We start from the raw sequence: 18,895 nt of genomic DNA on the forward strand, positions 1-18,895 counted from the left end.
TTTGCGGATATACTTTACGCTGTGAAGAAAAAACAGTAAGAGGGCGATAAAATGCGGAAAGAAAGCTTTGACAGAAAGAATGAAAAGTACGGTGCAGACAGAAGATTCCGAACACATCCCGCAGACAGAACAAAACGGCGGAACGTCGACGGAAGATATGAAGAGCAAAAGCCTAAGAAACGAAATGCAGATCGGGGCAGAGTAAACGAAAGCAGAAGAATAAAAAAACTTCGGAAGAGGAAAAAAGCAAGATTTCTGAGAAAAGCAGTGGCAGCAGTATTTTGCGTAGCTGCGGTCATAGCGGCAGTACTTTTTCTGAAAGAACGATTTTTGGATGAAAATTACAGAGCAGGAGGCTTAGGTCAGGCAGTCAATGGATTTCTGAAAGAAGGAAAAGAAATGTATAAAGCAAAAGAGGCTTATCAGTCTATTGACAAAACCGATGAGAATGCGGATACTCTCAAAGATCTCCTTGGTAAAAATCCTGAAACTTGGGAATTTGTAAAAAATTATTCTAAAATGAAAGATGCTTCTCCGGCAGATACGATCGGGGAAGTGGCTGCAGGAGAGATTCCGCTCCTGTTACAGTGGGATGAAAGATGGGGATATTCTGTTTATGGAGATAATATGATCGCAGTCAACGGATGTGGACCGACGGCGGTCGCTATGGTTGTTTCCGGACTGCTTTGTGATCCGTCCGTCACACCGTATAAGGTGGCAAAGTTTGCAGAGGAACAAGGATATTATGCGGGAGAGTCGGGAACAAGCTGGACGCTTATGTCGGAAGGTGTTCAGTCGTTCGGAATATGGGGCGAAGAGCTTGGTCTAAGCCGGTCGGAAGTATTTTCGGCATTGGAAAGCGGCTGTCCGATCATATGTAGTATGCGGCCCGGAGACTTTACGACGACAGGACACTTTATTGTGCTTACGAAGGTCGAAAACGGAAAAATAAAAGTGAATGATCCGAACAGCAGGATCAGAAGCGGGCAGCTATGGGATTATGAAAGACTGGAACCGCAGATTCAGAACTTATGGGCATTCTCGAGGATGTAGAGAGAATGAATAGAAAGACAGCGTTTTGCTTTGAAAATATTAAAGCAAGACGCTGTCCGATTTTATGACATAAACAAATTGTCGTATGGATAAATTTTATTTCTCGAGTTCCTGCATTTTCATTGCACGGACTTTTAACGGAAGACCGAACAGGTTGATAAATCCTTCTGCATCGTGGTGATCGTACAATTCGCCAGTTGTAAAGCTTGCGAGGGATTCGCTGTACAGAGAGTACGGAGATGTTTCGCCTGCTTTGATGATGTTTCCTTTATATAATTTGAATTTTACTTCACCTGTCACATATTGCTGTGTAACATCGATAAATGCCTGAATTGCTTCACGAAGCGGTGTAAACCATTTTCCTTCGTATACAATCTGTGCAAATTTATTGCCGAGATCTTTTTTGACTTCGTATGTAGCACGATCGAGAACAAGTTCTTCGAGTTGTTCGTGAGCAGCCATAAGGATCGTTCCGCCCGGTGTCTCGTATACGCCGCGTGATTTCATTCCGACAACGCGGTTCTCGACAATATCAACGATGCCGACACCGTGTTTTCCGCCAAGTGCATTCAGTTCGGTAATGATTTCGGAAACTTTCATTTCCTTTCCGTTCAGAGTTTTCGGAACGCCGGCTTCAAATGTCATTGTCACGTACTCGCCTTCGTCAGGAGCTTTTTCCGGAGTTACGCCAAGAACGAGCAGATCATCGTAATTCGGTTCGTTTGCAGGATCTTCTAATTCCAGTCCTTCGTGGCTGATGTGCCATAAGTTTCGGTCGCGGCTATAGCTGTGTTTTGCGTCAAACGGAAGATCGATTCCGTGCTGTTTACAGTATTCAATCTCTTCTTCACGAGACTGCATTGTCCAAACGTCAGTCATTCTCCACGGAGCAATGATCTTCAGATCCGGTGCGAGCGCTTTGATTCCGAGCTCAAAGCGGATCTGGTCGTTTCCTTTTCCTGTTGCACCGTGACAAATAGCTGTCGCGCCCTCTTTACGTGCTATTTCAACAAGTCTTTTTGCAATGACCGGACGTGCCATCGACGTACCGAGAAGATATTTATTCTCATAAACGGCGCCGGCTTTCACGCACGGCATTACATAATCGTCGCAAAATTCATCGATGATATTTTCAATATATAATTTGGAAGCGCCTGAAAGTTTAGCTCTTTCTTCCAGTCCGTCCAGTTCTTCGCCTTGTCCGCAGTCGATGCAGCAGCAAACTACATCATAGTCAAAATTTTCTTTCAGCCATGGAATGATTGCTGTCGTATCAAGACCTCCTGAATATGCAAGTATAACTTTTTCTTTGCTCATTTTAATTGCCTCCTGAAATATATTTTTCTTATTTAAAAGTTTGTTTTTGCTTTAACTATCCATACTATACACCTGATTTTATAAATATGCAATAGAAAAATGAAAAATTAAATAAAAATGCATAAAATATACAATAGATGCATAAAAATGCAAAAATGGAGTGGTAAATATACAAAAGATCACAAGTAGTATTATAAAAATGTAAAAATAGGGAGATTCAGAGGCGGAATTTGTGTTTCTTCTATATTAAATGTGAAAAAATGTAAAACAAAAGAGGTTGATTGTAACTTTTGTGATAAAAAAATAAAAAAAGCATAACTTTTTCATTAAAATTATCTAATGCAAAAATGCAAATGGATAAATAAAAAGTGCAAACTAATCAGGCGGGAATTTGGTATAATAAACTTCGTAAGCAGATTTACTCTTTAAGTGTTTTATTTTCTTAAAGAGAGCTTGTTGAAACGGCATGAGGAAAGGGGCTTTGACCTGTCCGATGAATGCTAATCTTAATAAGGAAGGAGGACACGAAAAATGCCAGATATTCGATTGACAAGAATTGACAATCGTCTGATTCATGGTCAGGTGGCAACACAGTGGTGTGGCGTTGTAGGCGCGAACTTGTTGCTTGTTGCGAATGATGCGGTTGCCGCGGATGAATTCCGTCAAGGTTTGATGAACATGGCTGCTCCGGCTTATGCGCAGACACGTTTCTTCACAATCGAGAAGACAATCAATATCATCCACAAAGCTTCTGCAAATCAGCATATTGCAATTATCTGCGAATCTCCGCAGGATGTGCTTAAGCTCGTAGAGGGCGGCGTACCGATCAAAAAATTAAATATCGGTAATATGCACATGGCTGAGGGTAAACGTCAGGTGGCAACTTCGGTTGCAGTTGATGACGACGATGTTGCAACATTTAGAAAGTTGCAGGATCTCGGTGTGGAACTGGAAATCAAACGAGTTCCTGATACACCGGCAGAAAGTACAGAAAAATTATTCAAATGATAATTAAGTTTTATCGGTTAATTGGAAAGGAGTAAACATGGGAGATATTTCAATCATCCAAGCTCTTCTGGTCTTCGTAGTAGCCTTTATCATGGGTATTGACCAGTTCAGCTTCTTAGAGTCCCTGTACCAGCCGATCGTTACTTGCCCGATTATCGGAGCAATCCTTGGTAACTTTGAGCTTGGTATCGTAGTAGGTGGTGCTTACCAGCTTATTCAGATCGGAAGTATGCCGATCGGTGGAGCACAGCCGCCAAACGCAATTCTTGGTGGTATTATGGCAACTATTTTCGCAGTTTCACTTGACATGGAAGCTACAGCAGACGGTGTAGGCGCAGCAATGGGTCTTGCAATTCCGTTCGCAGTATTCGGACAGTATGCAGTTACACTGACATTTACATTTATGTCCGGTATGATGGCTAAAGCTGACAAGTACGCTGAGGAAGCTAATGTTAAAGGTATCCGCAACATCAACTTCCTTGAGATGGCAGTACTTGGATGTCTGTTCGGAGTTCTTGCAGTAGCAGGACTTTACGGCGGAACAGCTCTTGGTGAAACACTGAAAGACTTCTCTTACCAGTTCTCATGGGTAATGGCAGGTCTGGATGCAGCAGGCGGCGCTATGAAGTTCGTTGGATTTGCTATCCTGATGAAAGTTATGATGTCCGGAGAAATGTGGGGATTCCTTCTTGCAGGTTTCGCAATGGCACTTATTTGTGCAGCAAACGCATCAACAGCAGGAGCAACACTTCTCCTTTGTGCATTCGTAGGTGCAGCTATTGCAATCTATGACTTCACAACACAGACAAAGATCAAACAGAATGCCGGCGCAGGAGCAGGCTTTGTAGGAGGTGACCAGGATGGCATATAATATTCCAGAGAAATATCAGGATTTGACTCCGGCACCACAGCTGGATAAAAAAACTTTGAACAAAATGGTTTGGCTGTCCTGTTTCTTACAGGCATCCTTCAACTATGAAAGAATGCAGGCTTGTGGATGGCTTTGGGGAATGCTTCCGGGTCTTCAGAAAATACATACAAACAAAGAAGACCTTAAAGCTTCCATGGCACACAACCTTGACTTTTTGAACACTCACCCGTTCCTCGTAACATTTGTAATGGGTATTGTTCTTTCACTTGAGCAGAACAAGGCTGATACAGCTACAATCCGTTCCGTACGTATTTCCGCAGCAGGACCGCTCGGTGGTATCGGTGACGCTCTTTTCTGGCTGACACTTGTTCCGATCACAGCAGGTTTGACAGCAAACATGGCGATGGAAGGACAGATTATCGGTGCGGTTCTCTTCCTTATCATCTTCAACGCTGTTCAGTTTGCAGTTCGTTTTGGTCTTATGTACTGGTCTTACGGACTTGGTACAAAAGCAGTTACACTGTTGACATCAAGCGCAAAAGAGTTTACTCGTGCAGCAAGTATCCTTGGTATCTTCGTTGTAGGTGGACTTATTGCTAACTATGGTGGAACATCACTGCGTATCGTTGTTGGCGATCCGGCAATCAACATTCAGGGACTTCTTGACGGAGTACTTCCGAAATTGATTCCGTTGTTGATCACACTTGGAATTTATGTTCTGATCAAAAAAGGCTGGACACCGGTTAAATGTATCATCCTTATCCTTGTAGTAGGTATCCTTGGTTGTGCATTCGGTATCTGGACAGGTGATTCTAAAGCTATGGACGCTGACGGAAACACAATTCCGGGAGGATATACACCGCTTGTTGAGTGGTATCAGCTTCCGGAGGAGCCGGCTGAATAAGTCGATTCATTATGAAAATGCCGATATAAATCTATATCGGGTATAAGTAAGGGGAGGGATTTTAATCCCCCCCTTACATTATTTTACAGAGAAATTAGGTGGCTGTTTGAACACAATAACAATTTTTATTATATTGATTGCCGCTGTCGGATATATTATTTTTCAGGGCATCAAAAATTTTCAACTGCATAATATGAATGTCGGACTTAAAAACAAGGACAGTGTCCTTGTGGAAAAAACGGCAGATATGTGGATCACGAGAAAACTTCTTGGAGAGTATGTCTGTGACCTCTATAAATTAAGAGTGTTATATGTGACGAAAGACGAAGAAAAATTCGAGAAAATGCTCATACATATGCTGGATACGACATATCCGCGTCCTGATGATAAGCAAAGCTTTTTGGAAACGTATTTTCATACATTCCTGATCAAAGGTAACAGGAAATATGCGGACTGGATCTTAAAGGAAATTAAGAAAACAGGGGACGAGGCATTTATTCATTACAACGAGAATGCATATGCGGTCATGCTTGACGGCAGAACAGATCTGATCGAGGAGATGGACGAGGATATCAATTCAAAGCGGTACTATGGATTTGCACTCGGAGTGATCTTGGTTATGATTTCAAAGCAATATTCTGCTCTGGGGGATGACAAAAATGCACTGATTTACATGCAGAGTGCAAAAGCTTGTTTACATCCCAAAGCTGTTTATATGCCCGTTGTCGATCGTTATCTTAGAGAGGCTGAGGCTCAGGAGCAAGATAGTTAAAGCAAAATACTGCAGAAAATGCAGACAGTAATATAGAACAGGAGAGATATTATGATAGGATTAATCGTTACAGGACATGCAAATTTTGGTTCGGGTATGACAAGCTCTGTGAATTTGATCGCAGGAGAGCAGGAAGCATACCGTTATGTAGATTTTCTTCCGACATATGGAACAGAAGAACTGACAGAAGAGATTGCGAAAGCAATGGATGAGTTGAAAGATTGTGAAGGAATTATTATCTTTACAGATCTGATGGGTGGATCGCCGTTTAACGTTGCTGCTTCACTCGGACACGGAAAAGAAAATGTACGCATTGTTGCGGGTACAAACCTGCCGATGCTCGTAGAGATCGTAATGTCGCGTAAATTCATGGACGATCTGGACGGACTTGTGGAGTCTGTACTTGAGACAGGAAAAGAGCAGGTAACAAAATATGAATTCAAGCAGGTAGTACAGGAAGAGTCTGAAGACGGAATTTAAATCGACTTTTTATAATGGCTGATATTCGCGGAAAAGACGATACAGCCGTAAGTCTGAATATTAACTGCATACTATAAAACACGCTGCAAAAAGCAGCACGAAAGGAGATAAATCATGAGTACAATTTTTGGTATTACAGAAGACAAAATGAAAGAAACATCTTCAACATTTACATTAACGGAGATCTATCAGCAGCCGGCGACATGGGAGAAGACATGCCGTCAGATCGAGGAGAACAAAGAAGAACTTCAGAAATTTATCGATCAGGTTATCAAATGTGATGATTTCGATGTGATCCTTACAGGAGCAGGAACAAGTGAATTTGTAGGAAATGCATTATTTGCACATCTTTCCGGTCTGCTGAATCACAAAGCAAAATCTTACGGTACAACAGATATTGTCGCTACGCCGGAAGCATATTTGTCTCGCACGAAACCGACTCTTCTGATCAGTTTCGGACGTTCGGGAAATTCACCGGAGTCTGTCGGAGCGGTAGATGCGGCAGAAAGCGTATGTGATAATGTTTATCACCTTTTTGTAACATGTAATAAAAACGGAGCTCTTTCCAAACGTGCGGCAGAGACACATAACTGCTACGCAATCAATCTGACAGATGAGACACATGATCAGAGCTTTGCAATGACATCAAGCTATTCTAACATGTATCTTGCAACATATCTTTGCTTCCACCTGAACGAGCTGGAAGAGACAGTTGAAAAAGTTCGCAAGATCGCAGCAGCAGGACAGAACTTCCTTGACAATCATTACAGTGTCGCTCAGCAGATCGTTGATGAATACAATTTTGAACGTATCGTATATCTTGGAAGCAACACATTAAAAGGAACATCTCAGGAATCTGCCCTTAAAATGCTTGAACTGACAGCCGGACGTGTTGTTACAATGTATGACACACCGATGGGATTCCGTCACGGACCGAAATCAATCGTTGACGATACAACATTAACAGTTGTATATTTGAGCGATGAAGCTTATACAAGACAGTATGAAGTGGACCTTCTCAAAGAAATGAGCGGACAGAGAAAAGGAAACAAGATCGTAGTTGTTATGAGCAGTGCAGATGAAGCTGTTTCAGCACTTGCAGACTACACAGTTGTATATGACATGAAAGAAGAGAATGAAAACATTCTTCTTGGATTGGATTATATCTTGTTTGCACAGACACTGGCAGTTCTTAAATCACTTTCACTTGATATCACACCGGATAATCCGTGTCCGACAGGTGAAGTAAACCGAGTTGTAAAAGGTGTTACACTTTATCCGTATACAAGAAAATAAGACTGACCGAAAGAATTACCGGAAATGCCAAAAGGTATATTTCGGGATTGTAAGCGGTCGCCAAGGTTTTGGAAAAGTCCGGACTTTGGTTTGTCACCGTTACAAAAAGAACATGGTTTGCCGAAAGGCAGACCATGTTCCGATAAGGAGGATAAAATATAATTATGGCTATTAACAGTGAAGTTATCATATGGACTTGTGTTACAGTTGCGGTACTTGTCGGCATCTGTGCAATCGTTCTGATCGCAATGTCTTCAAGAAACATGAAGAAAAACCGCGAAGCGATGCGCGATCTGCAAGGTGCAATCAAAGTTGGAGCGCGCATCATGTTCGCGGGTGGTATTTACGGAAAGATCGTTAAGATCAAAAACGATGTGATCGATGTGGAGATCAACAAAAGCACTGTGATCCAAATTTCCCGATACAGCATTCAAAACGTAATCACAGACTAAAATATCATTCAGATGTGATCAGGGTTTGTTTTGGCGGTTTTGGTTTTCGGCTGCTTTTCTGGCATAGTCGCTTGGCGTTGTGTTAAAATATTTTTTAAACAACCTCGAAAAGTAGTGGATAGAGCTGAAACCGAGTCTGTATGCGATCTCGCTGATTGTGTATTGATTCTCGCGGATCAGCTCTTTACTTTTTTGAAGTTTAATATTGAGCAGATAGTTCTTTGGCGAGGTGTTCAGGTGAGTCTTGAACAGCGCTTGCAGAGAAGAACGTGAGATAAAAAATTCATGACAGATGTCTTCTATCGTGAGCGGTTCGGTAAGACGCTTGTTCATGTAAGCAAGAATCTCAGACAGAAGGTCGTTTTGAGCCGATTTGCTGTCAGTTAAGAGTGTTTTATGGTTCATTGTCTCATAGAACTGCATGATCAGCAGGAGAACTTCCTGAAGATAGCAGACCATTAAAGTATGAGTATAGTAGGAATGTTCTTCGCTTTCGATCAAAAGTTTCCAAAGGATCTGCTGCATTTCGCTTGTACAGTGAAATGTATGATTAAGGATATGCAGAGAACGCCTGTGATTTACTTCAAATACGACTGTGAGATATGAGCAGCCGTTTTGTACGGATAAGTCGGCTTTGTCAGAGCGGTATATGATCAAGTCATGAGGCTGAAGTGTGTTCGTTCCGGAAGAGAGGGTGATATCCAGACTGCCTTCGTACACATAGATCAGTTCATATGATTTGTGTGCAGGCTGTACAATGTGGCATGCTTTGGACTGCTTTGTAAACCAGCAATCAAGGATTCGCCTTAAGTGGAACGGCACAGATACAGGCTGATATGTATACGGAGTTGACAGTGGTTTTGTAAAATCTGTCAGTTGCTGTTCTTTACAGCAGTTTTTCCCGATAAGGATATTCCACGTAAGAGAAGAGGCCAGTGGAATCACATTAAATGCGGTATTCGGAGCAAGTTTTAAATTGTGACGCAGAGGAAATGTTTTTAACTCCGTCATGTCAGGATCTGTAGCGATAAGCAAAAGTCCCAATCCGGCGGGGCATTCTATATATACTTCGCACGGAAAAAGAAAGAGAGTATCTAGTTTTTTTGAAGATGCAGAAAACTCCCATTGATTTAAATTATGTTTTTGAGTGTCGAGCGGTTCATCATAAAACGCCCCAAAAGGTTCAAATTTATTTGTTATCTGTTGATTTGTCATGATGGGATACCTCGGTTGTAAAAAACGATTTGTACTTTTTAAATAATACAACATTTTTTAACAAAAATCAAGATGTGGGATTTGTATGTCCCGCGAAAGACAGGAGGAATTGTAATGATTATTCAAAGTAAAAAAGTTTGGTTTGCAGATCAGTTTGTAGAAGCACAGATTGAAGTGAAAGACGGAAAAATTGTCGATATCTATGAGTACGGAACTCATCCGGTAGATTGTGATTACGGAGATAACCGTATTTTGCCGGGATTCATTGACGTGCACTGTCACGGAGCTTACGGCTTTGATACGAATGATGCGAAAGAAGACGGACTTCGTTACTGGGTGCGCAATATTGTAGATGAAGGAGTGACGGCTCTTCTTGCGACAACTATCACGCAGAGTGAAGAAGTGTTGACAAATGCCTTGAAAAATGTGGCGAAAGTTGTTGAAGACGGTTATGAAGGAGCAGAGATTTTAGGAGTTCACTTTGAAGGTCCGTATCTTGATATGAAGTACAAGGGAGCACAGCCGGAACAGTACATTGTAAAACCTACGGTAGAGCAGTTTAAGAAATATCAGGAAGCGGCAAATGGATTAATAAAATATATTACGATGGCAACAGAGACAGATGATGATTTCGCATTGACACGTTACTGTGCGGAAAACGGGGTAGTTGTGAGTATCGGACATTCGGCGGCAACGAGCAAAGAAGCGGTACAGGCATTTGCCCATGGCGCAAGATCGATGACACATGTATATAACGGAATGACACCGTTTAATCACCGTGCGAACGGACTTGTAGGCGCTGCATATAGAATGAAGAGCATGTATGGCGAGATTATTTGCGACGGCAATCATTCAACACCGTTAGCACTCCATCAGTTCTTTGAAGCAAAAGGACCTCATTACGGAATCATGGTCAGTGATGCGCTTATGGCAAAAGGATCACCGGCAGGATCGAAATTTATTTTCGGAGGAAACGAGATTGAGATTTATGAAGACGGAAGCGCACATCTGACGTCTTCAAAAGGTTTGGCGGGATCGACTCTTCATATCAATGAAGGACTGCGTATTCTGATCGAAGAAGCGCTTGTTCCGGTAGATACGGCAATTAACTCATGTACAAAGAACCCGGCTGCCTGCCTGAAGATCGATGATCGCAAAGGTTCTATTAAAGTGGGATTGGATGCGGACCTTGTTGTTCTTGACCGTGATTATCAGGTACTTCAGACATATTGCATGGGAAAAGCAATGTTAGATAAAAACTAGAAAATGAAAGATTGTGGAATGATTAAAAATGGCTAAGAAAAAATCGAAACCGGTGGAGAAGATCCGCCTTTCAGGAAGAAATATTTATACAGATAAAAAAGGACGGGTTATTTTTTACGATATGATTACCAAAAAAGGGTATCTCGTAGATAAAAAACATGAAAACTCGGCTCTGTTTTTTAAAAACCGTTTTGTTGTACTTTTGTTTGCGGCAATTTTGTTTGGGGCAACGTTTTTGACATGGCTTCAGGCTGCGGTTGCCTGGGCAGTGATGATGGCGATTGCGGAATTTGCTTTTCGGCGGGGATTTTTGAAAAAGCTGGAAGTGGTAAACGATGTGGATTTTGAACGTCGTGTTTCAGCGCTTCAATACATCGTGGAAAACAAAGCAAAAGGAAAAGTGATCGTTCTTATTGTTTTGTATCTCCTTTTAGCAGTGCTTGTAATATTAAATGCATATGTAGAAAAGTATTCTGTTGGGTTATGCGTACTCAGCGGAGGAATCGCACTTGTCGGTGTGTACTTTGCGATTTTGCATATCGTTGCTCTGACTAAAATGAAATAAATGTAGAGAAGATGAACATAAAAATACAGACCGGAGAAGTTTGAAATCTCCGGTCTGTATTTTTATGTTTTTGCAAAGGAGAAGCTTATGATTAAGCCTGTCCTTCAGATCCGCATACGCTGATTTTTTCTTTTACGAGAGCTGTAACATTTTCCATACCTGCAGCTCCGTATTTTTTCGGATCGAAACCGTCCGGATTTTCCGCAAGGTATTTTTTCACACCGTCGCTGTATGCGATACGAAGTTCTGTAGCAAAGTTTACTTTACAGATACCAAGGCGGATGGATTCGCGTACTGCGTCGTCCGGTACGCCGGAAGCTCCGTGAAGTACAAGCGGAATAGACACAACTTCGCGGATTGCCGCAAGGCGTTCAAAATCAAGTTTTGGTGTGCCCTGATACAGACCGTGTGCTGTTCCGATTGCAACTGCAAGTGAAGTTGCGTTTGTACGTTCTGCAAACTCTTTTGCCTGCTGAGGATCTGTATACGGAGAATCATTCTCTGCTTCAAGGTCATCTTCTTTACCGCCGACTTTACCGAGTTCAGCTTCTACGCTGATCTGAGAAGGAAGACATGCGTCTGCCACTCTGCGTGTCAGGGCAACATTCTCTTCAAAAGAGCCGTGAGAACCATCGATCATGATAGAAGTATATCCTGTGCGAAGAGCCTGCATTGCCAACTCAAAGCTGCTGCCATGGTCAAGATGGATCGCTACCGGAACGCTTGCGCGCTCAGCCGCTGTTCTTACCATTGCAAGATAATAATCAAGTCCTGCATATTTTACTGTGGATGGAGTCGTCTGCATGATGACCGGGGAGTTCATCTCTTCGGCTGCTTTAATAACCGCCATGACCATTTCCATATTTTCCACGTTGAATGCGCCTACTGCGTAATGTCCTGCCTGCGCTTTTTTCAGCATTTCATTTGTTGTAACTAATGGCATAATATCAACCTCGATTCTTTAGAATTTAATGTAATGATTACATTATTATTAATTATTTTCGGTATAAGTATAGCACAGAACATGTGATTTCGCATTTTCATTTTGCACTTTCTTAAAAAATGCAAATGATTGTTTAATTAATCCAAAGTAGGCGCAAATTGAAAGTGCTACGATAAATATAACAAAGCAAATTGAAAAGGAGAGTTTATCATGCGTCAAAATCCATTAAAAAAAATTGTTGAATTGCAGAAACAGGGTAAAAATGTCGGAATCTATTCTGTGTGCAGCGCTAACGGATATGTTATCGAGGCGGCATTTAAAAGAGGACTTTCAGACGGATCCTGTGTTTTGATTGAGAGTACGGCAAACCAGTGTGATCAAAACGGCGGATATACAGGTATGACACCTGCCGATTTTAAAAAATTTGTTCTTGAGATTGCTGATCGTAACGGATTTGACCGTAACAGAATCTTCCTTGGAGGAGATCACTTAGGACCGCTTACATTCGCGTATAAAGATGAAGCAGAGGCGATGGCTGATTCGGAAGAACTGATCCGTCACTATGTTGCAGCAGGATTTACAAAGATTCATATCGATACAAGTATGAAAGTAAACAGCGATCCGGAAGACGTTCGTCTGTCCGACGAGATCATTGCAGGACGCGGCGCTCATCTTGCAAAAGTTGCGGAAGAGACATATAAAGAGCTGTTGGAGCGTGATCCGGAAGCAATTCCGCCGGTATATGTAATCGGAAGTGAAGTGCCGATTCCGGGAGGAGCTGTCGGAGCGGAAGATAACGGAGTTCAGGTGACGAAAGTAGAAGATTTTAAGAACACAGTTGCGGCATTTGAGAAAGCTTTTGCAAAAGAAGGTCTTGACAAAGATGTATGGGAGCGTGTAATCGGAGTTGTTGTTCAGCCGGGTGTAGAAGAAAAAGACAGCGGATGTACAGAATATGATCGTGAGAAAGCAAAAGATCTGATGGCTGCGATCAAAGATTTCCCGACATTGGTATTTGAAGGACATTCTACAGATTATCAAACAAAGATCAAACTGCGCGAGCTTGTAGAAGACGGAGTCGGCATTTTGAAAGTAGGTCCGGGACTTACATTTGCTATGCGTGAAGCAATGTTCGCACTGGAAAATATCGAAAAAGAGCTGATATACGGAACTGATACAGAGCCGAGCAAATTTGCGGAAGTTCTTGATGCGGAGATGCTTAAAAACGATAAAAACTGGAAGAAACATTATCAGGGAACAGAGCTTGAGATCCGTCTGAAGAGAAAATATTCTTTCTCAGACCGCTGCAGATACTATATGCCGACACCGGCTGTAGAAGCTGCCGCAGATCGTCTGCTTACAAACTTGCGTACACTCGGAATTCCGCTGAACCTGCTCAGCCAGTTCATGCCGATTCAGTATACGAAAGTACGTGAAGGATACTTGAAAAATGATCCGGTAGAACTGATCGAAGACCGTATCATCAATACGATCGACGAGTACCTTTACGGAACACATCAGAACGAACTTCTCTAAAAAGAAGAACAGAAAAATAACGAAGCGTCTTGGAACAAAAAGTTTTGTTCCGAGACGCTTTTTTGATAAGAGAAAAACTCGACAGCTTTGACCTTAAAGACTCGAAAGTAAGAAACAGGCTGGCTTTGTGATAATATCACTGTCTCATATATGAAAAATATGTTATAAATTATTTAAAAAGAAAAGAAAACGTACAAAGCGAAGCAAGTACAAAAGAAAGACGGAAAGAAAAGATAAATAATAAAAAGAATGGAGAGAAACATATGGGATTTTCGATAGAAACCGGGATTTCGGCTTTTACAGTTTTTATGCAGGGGCTATTAAGCTTCTTTTCCCCTTGCGTATTGCCGTTAGTACCACTTTATCTTGGCTATTTGTCAGGCGGTTTGAATACTGCGGTCAGAACGGGTGAAAACAGTGAGAAGAACAAAGATCGGCTGAAACTGTTTTTAAGAGTTTTGTTTTTTACCGTAGGCATAGGAAGCGCATTTTTTATACTCGGTCTGGGCGCGTCGGCGGCCGGAAGTTTCTTCCATGAGCAGAGGATGCTGTTTGCCAGAGTCGGGGGAATATTAGTCGTATTATTTGGTCTGTATCAGCTTGGAGTATTTGGAAGTTCCAAAGTTCTCGGATCAGAACATAGATTTCCGATTCGGCTTGAAAAAATGACGATGTCGCCGATCACAGCTTTTATTATGGGATTCGCATTTAGTTTTGCATGGACGCCGTGTGTAGGCCCTGCGTTGACAAGCGTTCTCCTTATGGCTGGAAGTGCAGAGTCGGGAGCGAAAGGTTTTCTTTTGATCGGAGTGTATACGATCGGATTTATTTTGCCGTTTTTATTGGCAGGCATTTTTACTGCACGGCTTTTAGATCTTTTCAAAAAGCATATGAAGATCGTCCGTTATACAGTGAAAATCGGCGGAGTACTCATGGTGCTGATGGGACTGCTTATGTTTACAGGGAAAATGAATGATATTACAGGATATTTGTCTTCGGCAGGGCAGAAAACAGAATCGGGAAAGCAGGAAAACGGTAAAAAGCAGGATGAAAAGGATGCTTCAGGAGGGGATGAAGAGCAGACATCCGGAAAAGATACGTCCGGAGAAAATGCAAGTGGGAAAGCAGATAAAGAGGAAAAAGATCAGGACCCGGAAAAAGTCCGTGCACATATGGGTGAATTAAAAGATCAGTTCGGAAAATCTCATAAGTTGGAGGATTACAAAGGAAAGGTTATCTTCTTGAATTTCTGGGCAACGTGGTGTGGACCATGCCGCAGCGAAATGCCGGAAATACAGAAACTGTATGAAGAATACACCGTTATGGGGAATGATTCGGAAGTGGTGATCTTAGGAGTCGCGGGACCCGGAATCGGACAGGAAGGAACCGTTTCGGATATTACGAAATTTATGGAGGAAAACGGATATACATATCCGGTACTTATGGATGAAACGGGAGAACTGTTCGAGTGGTACGGAATTTCAGCATTTCCGACGACATATATGATCGATCGTGACGGAAATTTATATGGATATGTGACAGGACAGCTTACGGAAGATATTATGAGAAGCATTATAAAACAGACGTTAGAAGGAAAAGCACCGTAAGGAAAAGATAAGGAAGAGACGATGGTTATAATAGAAAAAGAAAATTTTTCCGTGTCGCAGATTTGTTCTTCGGGTCAGTGTTTCAGACTTGATCCGGCAGATGAAACGGGAAAAGTATACGAATTGACGGCGGGAGACAGATATTTAAAAATCGAGGTGGCGGAAGATCAGAAAAAAGTAAGATTTTACTGTACACAAGAAGAATTTGAACAATTTTGGAAAACGTATTTTGACCTCGATACATGTTATGCAGATTATCTTTCGCTTATAAAAGACGATGAATATTTAAAAAAGGCGGCAGGATTTGGAAGCGGTATCCGTATTTTGCAGCAGGATTTATGGGAAATGATCGTAACATTTATTTTATCCCAGCAGAGCAATATACCGAGGATCAAATCGATGATACAAAGAATCAGTGAACGGTATGGAGATAAAAAAGAAACCGGCGAAGGACATGTATATTATGCATTTCCGAGAGCAGAGCAGCTTGTACAGGCGTCCGAAGAAGAACTTCGGGCGCTTAAGCTCGGTTATAGAAGCAAATATTTATGCAATACTGCGGAAATGGTGGCAGAGGGAACTGTTAATCTTGAAAAAATAAAAGAGATGTCTTATGATGAAGCAAAGAAAGAATTGCTGAAACTTTCAGGTATCGGAAGCAAGGTTGCCGATTGTATCTGTTTGTTTGCACTTCATAAGCTCGATGCATTTCCGGTTGATACACATATACAAAAAGTAATTGACACCGTATATGCCGGGAAGTTTCCGTTTGAGAAATATAAAGGATGTGCGGGTGTGATGCAGCAGTATATTTTTTATTATGATCTAAAAGGAGGAAAGAAATGATGGAAAATTTTCAATATTATGCGCCGACAAAAGTTGTGTTTGGAAAAGGTACGGAAAATAAAGCAGGACAGCTTGTCAAAGAGCAAAACTGCCGGAAGGTGCTTATTCATTACGGGAGCGGAAGTGTAAAAAGAAGCGGCCTTCTTGATCGGATCTTCGCATCGCTTGATGAGGAAGGGATTTCTTATATTTCTCTTGGAGGCGTCGTTCCGAACCCCAGATTGTCGCTTGTATATGAAGGAATCGATCTGTGCCGGCGAGAGGGCGTAGATTTTATTCTGGCAGTCGGAGGCGGAAGTGTGATCGACTCGGCGAAAGCGATTGGATACGGCGTTGAGAACGAAGGGGATGTATGGGATTTTTACGAGAGAAAACGTCAGGCTTGCGGATGTCTGCCAATCGGAGTTGTACTTACGATTGCGGCGGCAGGTTCGGAGATGAGTGATTCGTCTGTGATCACAAATGAAAACGGGTGGCTGAAACGGGGATACAACAGCAGTTATTGCAGACCTAAATTCGCGGTTATGAATCCGGAACTGACAATGACGCTTCCGAAATATCAGACTGCAAGCGGATGTGTGGATATCATGATGCATACGATGGAGAGATATTTTAATCATTGTGACAATATGGAACTGACGGATGGAATCAGTGAACATCTACTTCGTACAGTGATGAAAAATGCGAAAATCCTCATGGATGAACCACAGTGCTATAAAGCAAGGGCAGAAGTAATGTGGGCGGGAAGCCTTTCACATAATGGTTTGATGGCGTGCGGAAATGATGGCGGAGACTGGGCGTGTCATCAGCTTGAACATGAGCTCGGAGGAATGTTTGATGTGGCGCACGGCGCAGGACTTGCAGCGGTATGGGGAAGTTGGGCGCGTTACGTTTGTGACGCTCTTCCGGATCGGTTTGAACAATTTGCGGTTAATGTTATGGGCGTGGAAAACGGTGATGACAAAAATGCAGTAATACAAAAGGGAATCGAAGCTATGGAAAACTTTTTCAGACAAATCGAAATGCCGACGGATCTTGGCGGATTAAACATTGAAGTAAGCGAAGATCAGATGAAGGAACTTGCTTTAAAGTGCAGCCATTTCGGAAAGAGAACAATCGGATGTGTGAAAAAATTAAATCAGGAAGATATTTATCGAATCTATCAAAAAGCCGCGGACTGAACGATTACGTTTAAAGATTGTTTTACGAAGAAAGGGTGGCATAAAAGTGTGATAGGTGATACAATAAGAAAAATTTGTAGTAGCTAGCCATAATAATGCGTACTGCCTGATGTCGGGCGGGAAGAAAGGAGCATATGATGGAATCATATATGGAAATGCTTGCAAACCATGCAAAACATGCGGCTGTCGCAGCGGCAAAACTGGGAACAGCGGAGAAAAATAAAGGACTTTGCGCAGTGGCAGACGAGTTGATCATGCAGCAGGAGCTGATCCTTGCCGAGAATCAGAAAGATCTGAAGGCAGCAGAGGAAAAAGGTGTGAAACAGTCTTTGATCGACCGATTGGCGCTTTCTGAAAAAAGAATTGCAGATATGGCGGAAGGACTCCGGCAGATTGCCTCTCTTGACGATCCGGTCGGAGAAATATTATCGATGAAAGTTCGCCCGAACGGACTGCGGATCGGGCAAAAGAGAGTTCCGCTCGGTGTTGTGGGAATCATCTATGAGTCAAGACCGAATGTGACAGCAGATGCTTTTGGCCTTTGTTTTAAGACCGGAAATGCAGTGATCCTGCGTGGCGGAAGCGATGCGATCTATTCAAATCAGGCAATCGTGCGCGTGATCAAAGCAGGATTGCGCAAAGAAAAACTTTGTCAGGATCTTGTTCTTCTTGTTGAGGATACAAGCCGGGAAGTTGTGAATGAAATGATGAAGATGCACGGTTTGATCGATGTGCTTATCCCGAGAGGAGGCGCAGGTTTGATCGCAAATGTTGTGGCAAACAGTACGGTTCCTGTTATTGAAACAGGAACGGGAAACTGTCATGTGTATGTGGATGAGACGGCAGATATCAGTATGGCGGCAGATATTATCGAAAATGCAAAGACACAGAGGATGGGAGTCTGCAACGCATGTGAATCGCTTGTAATTCACAGCGGTATGTTGGAAAAGGCGCTGCTGCCTATCGTTAAAAAGCTGAGTGAACACGGGATCGAGATCCGTGGAGATGAAAGAGTTCGTGAAATATGTCCTGAGATCAAAGCGGCTTCGCAAGATGATTGGGGAACGGAATATCTCGATGCGATTATTTCGGTCAAGACAGTGGATTCGATTGATGAAGCGATCAGTCATATTAATAAATATAATACAGGACATTCTGAATCGATCATCACAAATGATTATAATCATGCGTTGAAGTTTCAGGATGAGATCGATGCGGCCGCTGTATATGTGAATGCATCTACACGTTTTACAGACGGTTTTGAGTTTGGTTTCGGGGCTGAGATCGGTATCAGCACACAGAAGCTTCATGCGAGAGGACCTATGGGACTCGAGGCGCTGACTACAACAAAATATATTATATTTGGAAACGGTCAGATCAGAAAATAATTATAGCTGTTAAAACAAAAAAGAGAGTTAGGGCGCCTTCCTTGAGGAAGGCGCCCTAACTCTCTTTTATATTGCAAATGTCATTGGCTGATCACAATGCAAAATCAATGTCGAGCAGGAAAGAGGATGGGAAATTGGCATGTATCAACTGCCATAAATACATATCGACTTCATAAATGGATATTATTATAATTAGTG

At 42.2% G+C, this 18,895-nt stretch carries 18 protein-coding genes; 15 read left to right on the forward strand and 3 right to left on the reverse strand.

Going from position 1 to position 18,895, the window contains the following annotated elements; all coding sequences use genetic code 11:
- Positions 1-51: 51 nt before the first annotated feature.
- Entirely contained in the window at positions 52-1,053 is a 1,002-nt protein-coding gene (locus RUMTOR_RS02840) for a C39 family peptidase (protein ID WP_004845568.1), read from the forward strand.
- 96 nt (positions 1,054-1,149) lie between these two features.
- On the opposite strand, the gene RUMTOR_RS02845 is transcribed toward RUMTOR_RS02840, so the two are convergent.
- Complete coding sequence (locus RUMTOR_RS02845; protein ID WP_004845569.1) at positions 1,150-2,370, reverse strand: argininosuccinate synthase; 1,221 nt, start codon at positions 2,368-2,370, stop codon at positions 1,150-1,152.
- 531 nt (positions 2,371-2,901) lie between these two features.
- Between RUMTOR_RS02845 and agaB the strand changes: the two genes are divergently transcribed.
- The 7 genes from agaB to yajC all read left to right on the forward strand — a co-directional run bounded on the left by agaB (position 2,902) and on the right by yajC (position 8,153).
- Complete coding sequence (gene agaB / locus RUMTOR_RS02850) at positions 2,902-3,378, forward strand: PTS galactosamine transporter subunit IIB (RefSeq protein ID WP_004845570.1); 477 nt, start codon at positions 2,902-2,904, stop codon at positions 3,376-3,378.
- Positions 3,379-3,415: 37 nt separating this feature from the next.
- On the forward strand, positions 3,416-4,249 hold the full coding sequence (locus RUMTOR_RS02855; RefSeq protein WP_004845571.1) for a PTS mannose/fructose/sorbose/N-acetylgalactosamine transporter subunit IIC: 834 nt from the start codon (positions 3,416-3,418) through the stop codon (positions 4,247-4,249).
- A complete protein-coding gene (locus RUMTOR_RS02860; protein ID WP_004845572.1) occupies positions 4,239-5,153 on the forward strand; it encodes a PTS system mannose/fructose/sorbose family transporter subunit IID in 915 nt (304 codons plus the stop codon). The genes RUMTOR_RS02855 and RUMTOR_RS02860 overlap by 11 nt, the downstream gene beginning before the upstream one ends.
- 106 nt (positions 5,154-5,259) lie before the next feature.
- On the forward strand, positions 5,260-5,925 hold the full coding sequence (locus RUMTOR_RS02865; protein WP_009242279.1) for a hypothetical protein: 666 nt from the start codon (positions 5,260-5,262) through the stop codon (positions 5,923-5,925).
- 51 nt (positions 5,926-5,976) lie between these two features.
- Positions 5,977-6,405 carry a PTS galactosamine/N-acetylgalactosamine transporter subunit IIA gene (gene agaF / locus RUMTOR_RS02870; RefSeq protein WP_004845574.1) on the forward strand — a complete coding sequence of 143 codons (429 nt, stop codon included), beginning with the start codon at positions 5,977-5,979 and terminating at the stop codon, positions 6,403-6,405.
- Between the two features lie 114 nt (positions 6,406-6,519).
- Positions 6,520-7,701 carry an SIS domain-containing protein gene (locus RUMTOR_RS02875; protein ID WP_004845575.1) on the forward strand — a complete coding sequence of 394 codons (1,182 nt, stop codon included), beginning with the start codon at positions 6,520-6,522 and terminating at the stop codon, positions 7,699-7,701.
- Positions 7,702-7,865: 164 nt separating this feature from the next.
- Positions 7,866-8,153, forward strand: a complete 288-nt coding sequence (yajC, locus tag RUMTOR_RS02880; protein WP_004845576.1) for a preprotein translocase subunit YajC — start codon at positions 7,866-7,868, stop codon at positions 8,151-8,153.
- Positions 8,154-8,171: 18 nt separating this feature from the next.
- Here the strand turns inward: yajC and RUMTOR_RS02885 are convergent, their stop codons facing one another.
- Positions 8,172-9,368 (reverse strand): AraC family transcriptional regulator, encoded by a 1,197-nt coding sequence (locus tag RUMTOR_RS02885; protein WP_004845577.1) that lies wholly within the window; start codon positions 9,366-9,368, stop codon positions 8,172-8,174.
- Positions 9,369-9,482: 114 nt separating this feature from the next.
- On the opposite strand from RUMTOR_RS02885, the gene nagA reads away from it, so the two are divergent.
- Positions 9,483-10,631, forward strand: coding sequence for an N-acetylglucosamine-6-phosphate deacetylase (gene nagA / locus RUMTOR_RS02890; protein WP_009242278.1), 1,149 nt, complete (start codon positions 9,483-9,485; stop codon positions 10,629-10,631).
- Between the two features lie 28 nt (positions 10,632-10,659).
- Complete coding sequence (locus RUMTOR_RS02895) at positions 10,660-11,196, forward strand: hypothetical protein (RefSeq protein WP_009242277.1); 537 nt, start codon at positions 10,660-10,662, stop codon at positions 11,194-11,196.
- 91 nt (positions 11,197-11,287) lie between these two features.
- On the opposite strand, the gene fba is transcribed toward RUMTOR_RS02895, so the two are convergent.
- Positions 11,288-12,139 (reverse strand): class II fructose-1,6-bisphosphate aldolase, encoded by an 852-nt coding sequence (gene fba, locus RUMTOR_RS02900; RefSeq protein ID WP_004845580.1) that lies wholly within the window; start codon positions 12,137-12,139, stop codon positions 11,288-11,290.
- Positions 12,140-12,349: 210 nt separating this feature from the next.
- On the opposite strand from fba, the gene RUMTOR_RS02905 reads away from it, so the two are divergent.
- From RUMTOR_RS02905 to RUMTOR_RS02925, 5 genes are all read left to right on the forward strand, one after another.
- Positions 12,350-13,675 carry a class II D-tagatose-bisphosphate aldolase, non-catalytic subunit gene (locus RUMTOR_RS02905; protein WP_004845581.1) on the forward strand — a complete coding sequence of 442 codons (1,326 nt, stop codon included), beginning with the start codon at positions 12,350-12,352 and terminating at the stop codon, positions 13,673-13,675.
- A gap of 263 nt (positions 13,676-13,938) precedes the next feature.
- The gene (locus tag RUMTOR_RS02910; RefSeq protein ID WP_004845583.1) at positions 13,939-15,282 is read left to right on the forward strand and encodes a cytochrome c biogenesis protein/redoxin; all 1,344 of its coding nucleotides are present in this window, start codon (positions 13,939-13,941) and stop codon (positions 15,280-15,282) included.
- 21 nt (positions 15,283-15,303) lie between these two features.
- A complete protein-coding gene (locus RUMTOR_RS02915) occupies positions 15,304-16,128 on the forward strand; it encodes a DNA-3-methyladenine glycosylase family protein (protein WP_004845584.1) in 825 nt (274 codons plus the stop codon).
- Positions 16,128-17,309 (forward strand): iron-containing alcohol dehydrogenase, encoded by a 1,182-nt coding sequence (locus RUMTOR_RS02920; protein WP_009242276.1) that lies wholly within the window; start codon positions 16,128-16,130, stop codon positions 17,307-17,309. The genes RUMTOR_RS02915 and RUMTOR_RS02920 overlap by 1 nt, the downstream gene beginning before the upstream one ends.
- 137 nt (positions 17,310-17,446) lie before the next feature.
- Complete coding sequence (locus RUMTOR_RS02925; protein WP_009242275.1) at positions 17,447-18,697, forward strand: glutamate-5-semialdehyde dehydrogenase; 1,251 nt, start codon at positions 17,447-17,449, stop codon at positions 18,695-18,697.
- The last annotated feature ends 198 nt before the right edge of the window (positions 18,698-18,895 follow it).

Origin of the sequence: [Ruminococcus] torques ATCC 27756 (assembly GCF_000153925.1) — a bacterium.
GTDB lineage: Bacteria > Bacillota > Clostridia > Lachnospirales > Lachnospiraceae > Mediterraneibacter > Mediterraneibacter torques.

What these genes read in the sequence shown, in the direction of transcription:
- RUMTOR_RS02840 (WP_004845568.1), top strand. Translation starts at nt 52, where the DNA reads ATGCGGAAAGAAAGCTTTGACAGAAAGAATGAAAAGTACGGTGCAGAC.
- RUMTOR_RS02845 (WP_004845569.1), bottom strand. Translation starts at nt 2,370, where the DNA reads ATGAGCAAAGAAAAAGTTATACTTGCATATTCAGGAGGTCTTGATACG.
- agaB (WP_004845570.1), top strand. Translation starts at nt 2,902, where the DNA reads ATGCCAGATATTCGATTGACAAGAATTGACAATCGTCTGATTCATGGT.
- RUMTOR_RS02855 (WP_004845571.1), top strand. Translation starts at nt 3,416, where the DNA reads ATGGGAGATATTTCAATCATCCAAGCTCTTCTGGTCTTCGTAGTAGCC.
- RUMTOR_RS02860 (WP_004845572.1), top strand. Translation starts at nt 4,239, where the DNA reads ATGGCATATAATATTCCAGAGAAATATCAGGATTTGACTCCGGCACCA.
- agaF (WP_004845574.1), top strand. Translation starts at nt 5,977, where the DNA reads ATGATAGGATTAATCGTTACAGGACATGCAAATTTTGGTTCGGGTATG.
- RUMTOR_RS02875 (WP_004845575.1), top strand. Translation starts at nt 6,520, where the DNA reads ATGAGTACAATTTTTGGTATTACAGAAGACAAAATGAAAGAAACATCT.
- yajC (WP_004845576.1), top strand. Translation starts at nt 7,866, where the DNA reads ATGGCTATTAACAGTGAAGTTATCATATGGACTTGTGTTACAGTTGCG.
- RUMTOR_RS02885 (WP_004845577.1), bottom strand. Translation starts at nt 9,368, where the DNA reads ATGACAAATCAACAGATAACAAATAAATTTGAACCTTTTGGGGCGTTT.
- nagA (WP_009242278.1), top strand. Translation starts at nt 9,483, where the DNA reads ATGATTATTCAAAGTAAAAAAGTTTGGTTTGCAGATCAGTTTGTAGAA.
- RUMTOR_RS02895 (WP_009242277.1), top strand. Translation starts at nt 10,660, where the DNA reads ATGGCTAAGAAAAAATCGAAACCGGTGGAGAAGATCCGCCTTTCAGGA.
- fba (WP_004845580.1), bottom strand. Translation starts at nt 12,139, where the DNA reads ATGCCATTAGTTACAACAAATGAAATGCTGAAAAAAGCGCAGGCAGGA.
- RUMTOR_RS02905 (WP_004845581.1), top strand. Translation starts at nt 12,350, where the DNA reads ATGCGTCAAAATCCATTAAAAAAAATTGTTGAATTGCAGAAACAGGGT.
- RUMTOR_RS02910 (WP_004845583.1), top strand. Translation starts at nt 13,939, where the DNA reads ATGGGATTTTCGATAGAAACCGGGATTTCGGCTTTTACAGTTTTTATG.
- RUMTOR_RS02915 (WP_004845584.1), top strand. Translation starts at nt 15,304, where the DNA reads ATGGTTATAATAGAAAAAGAAAATTTTTCCGTGTCGCAGATTTGTTCT.
- RUMTOR_RS02920 (WP_009242276.1), top strand. Translation starts at nt 16,128, where the DNA reads ATGGAAAATTTTCAATATTATGCGCCGACAAAAGTTGTGTTTGGAAAA.
- RUMTOR_RS02925 (WP_009242275.1), top strand. Translation starts at nt 17,447, where the DNA reads ATGGAATCATATATGGAAATGCTTGCAAACCATGCAAAACATGCGGCT.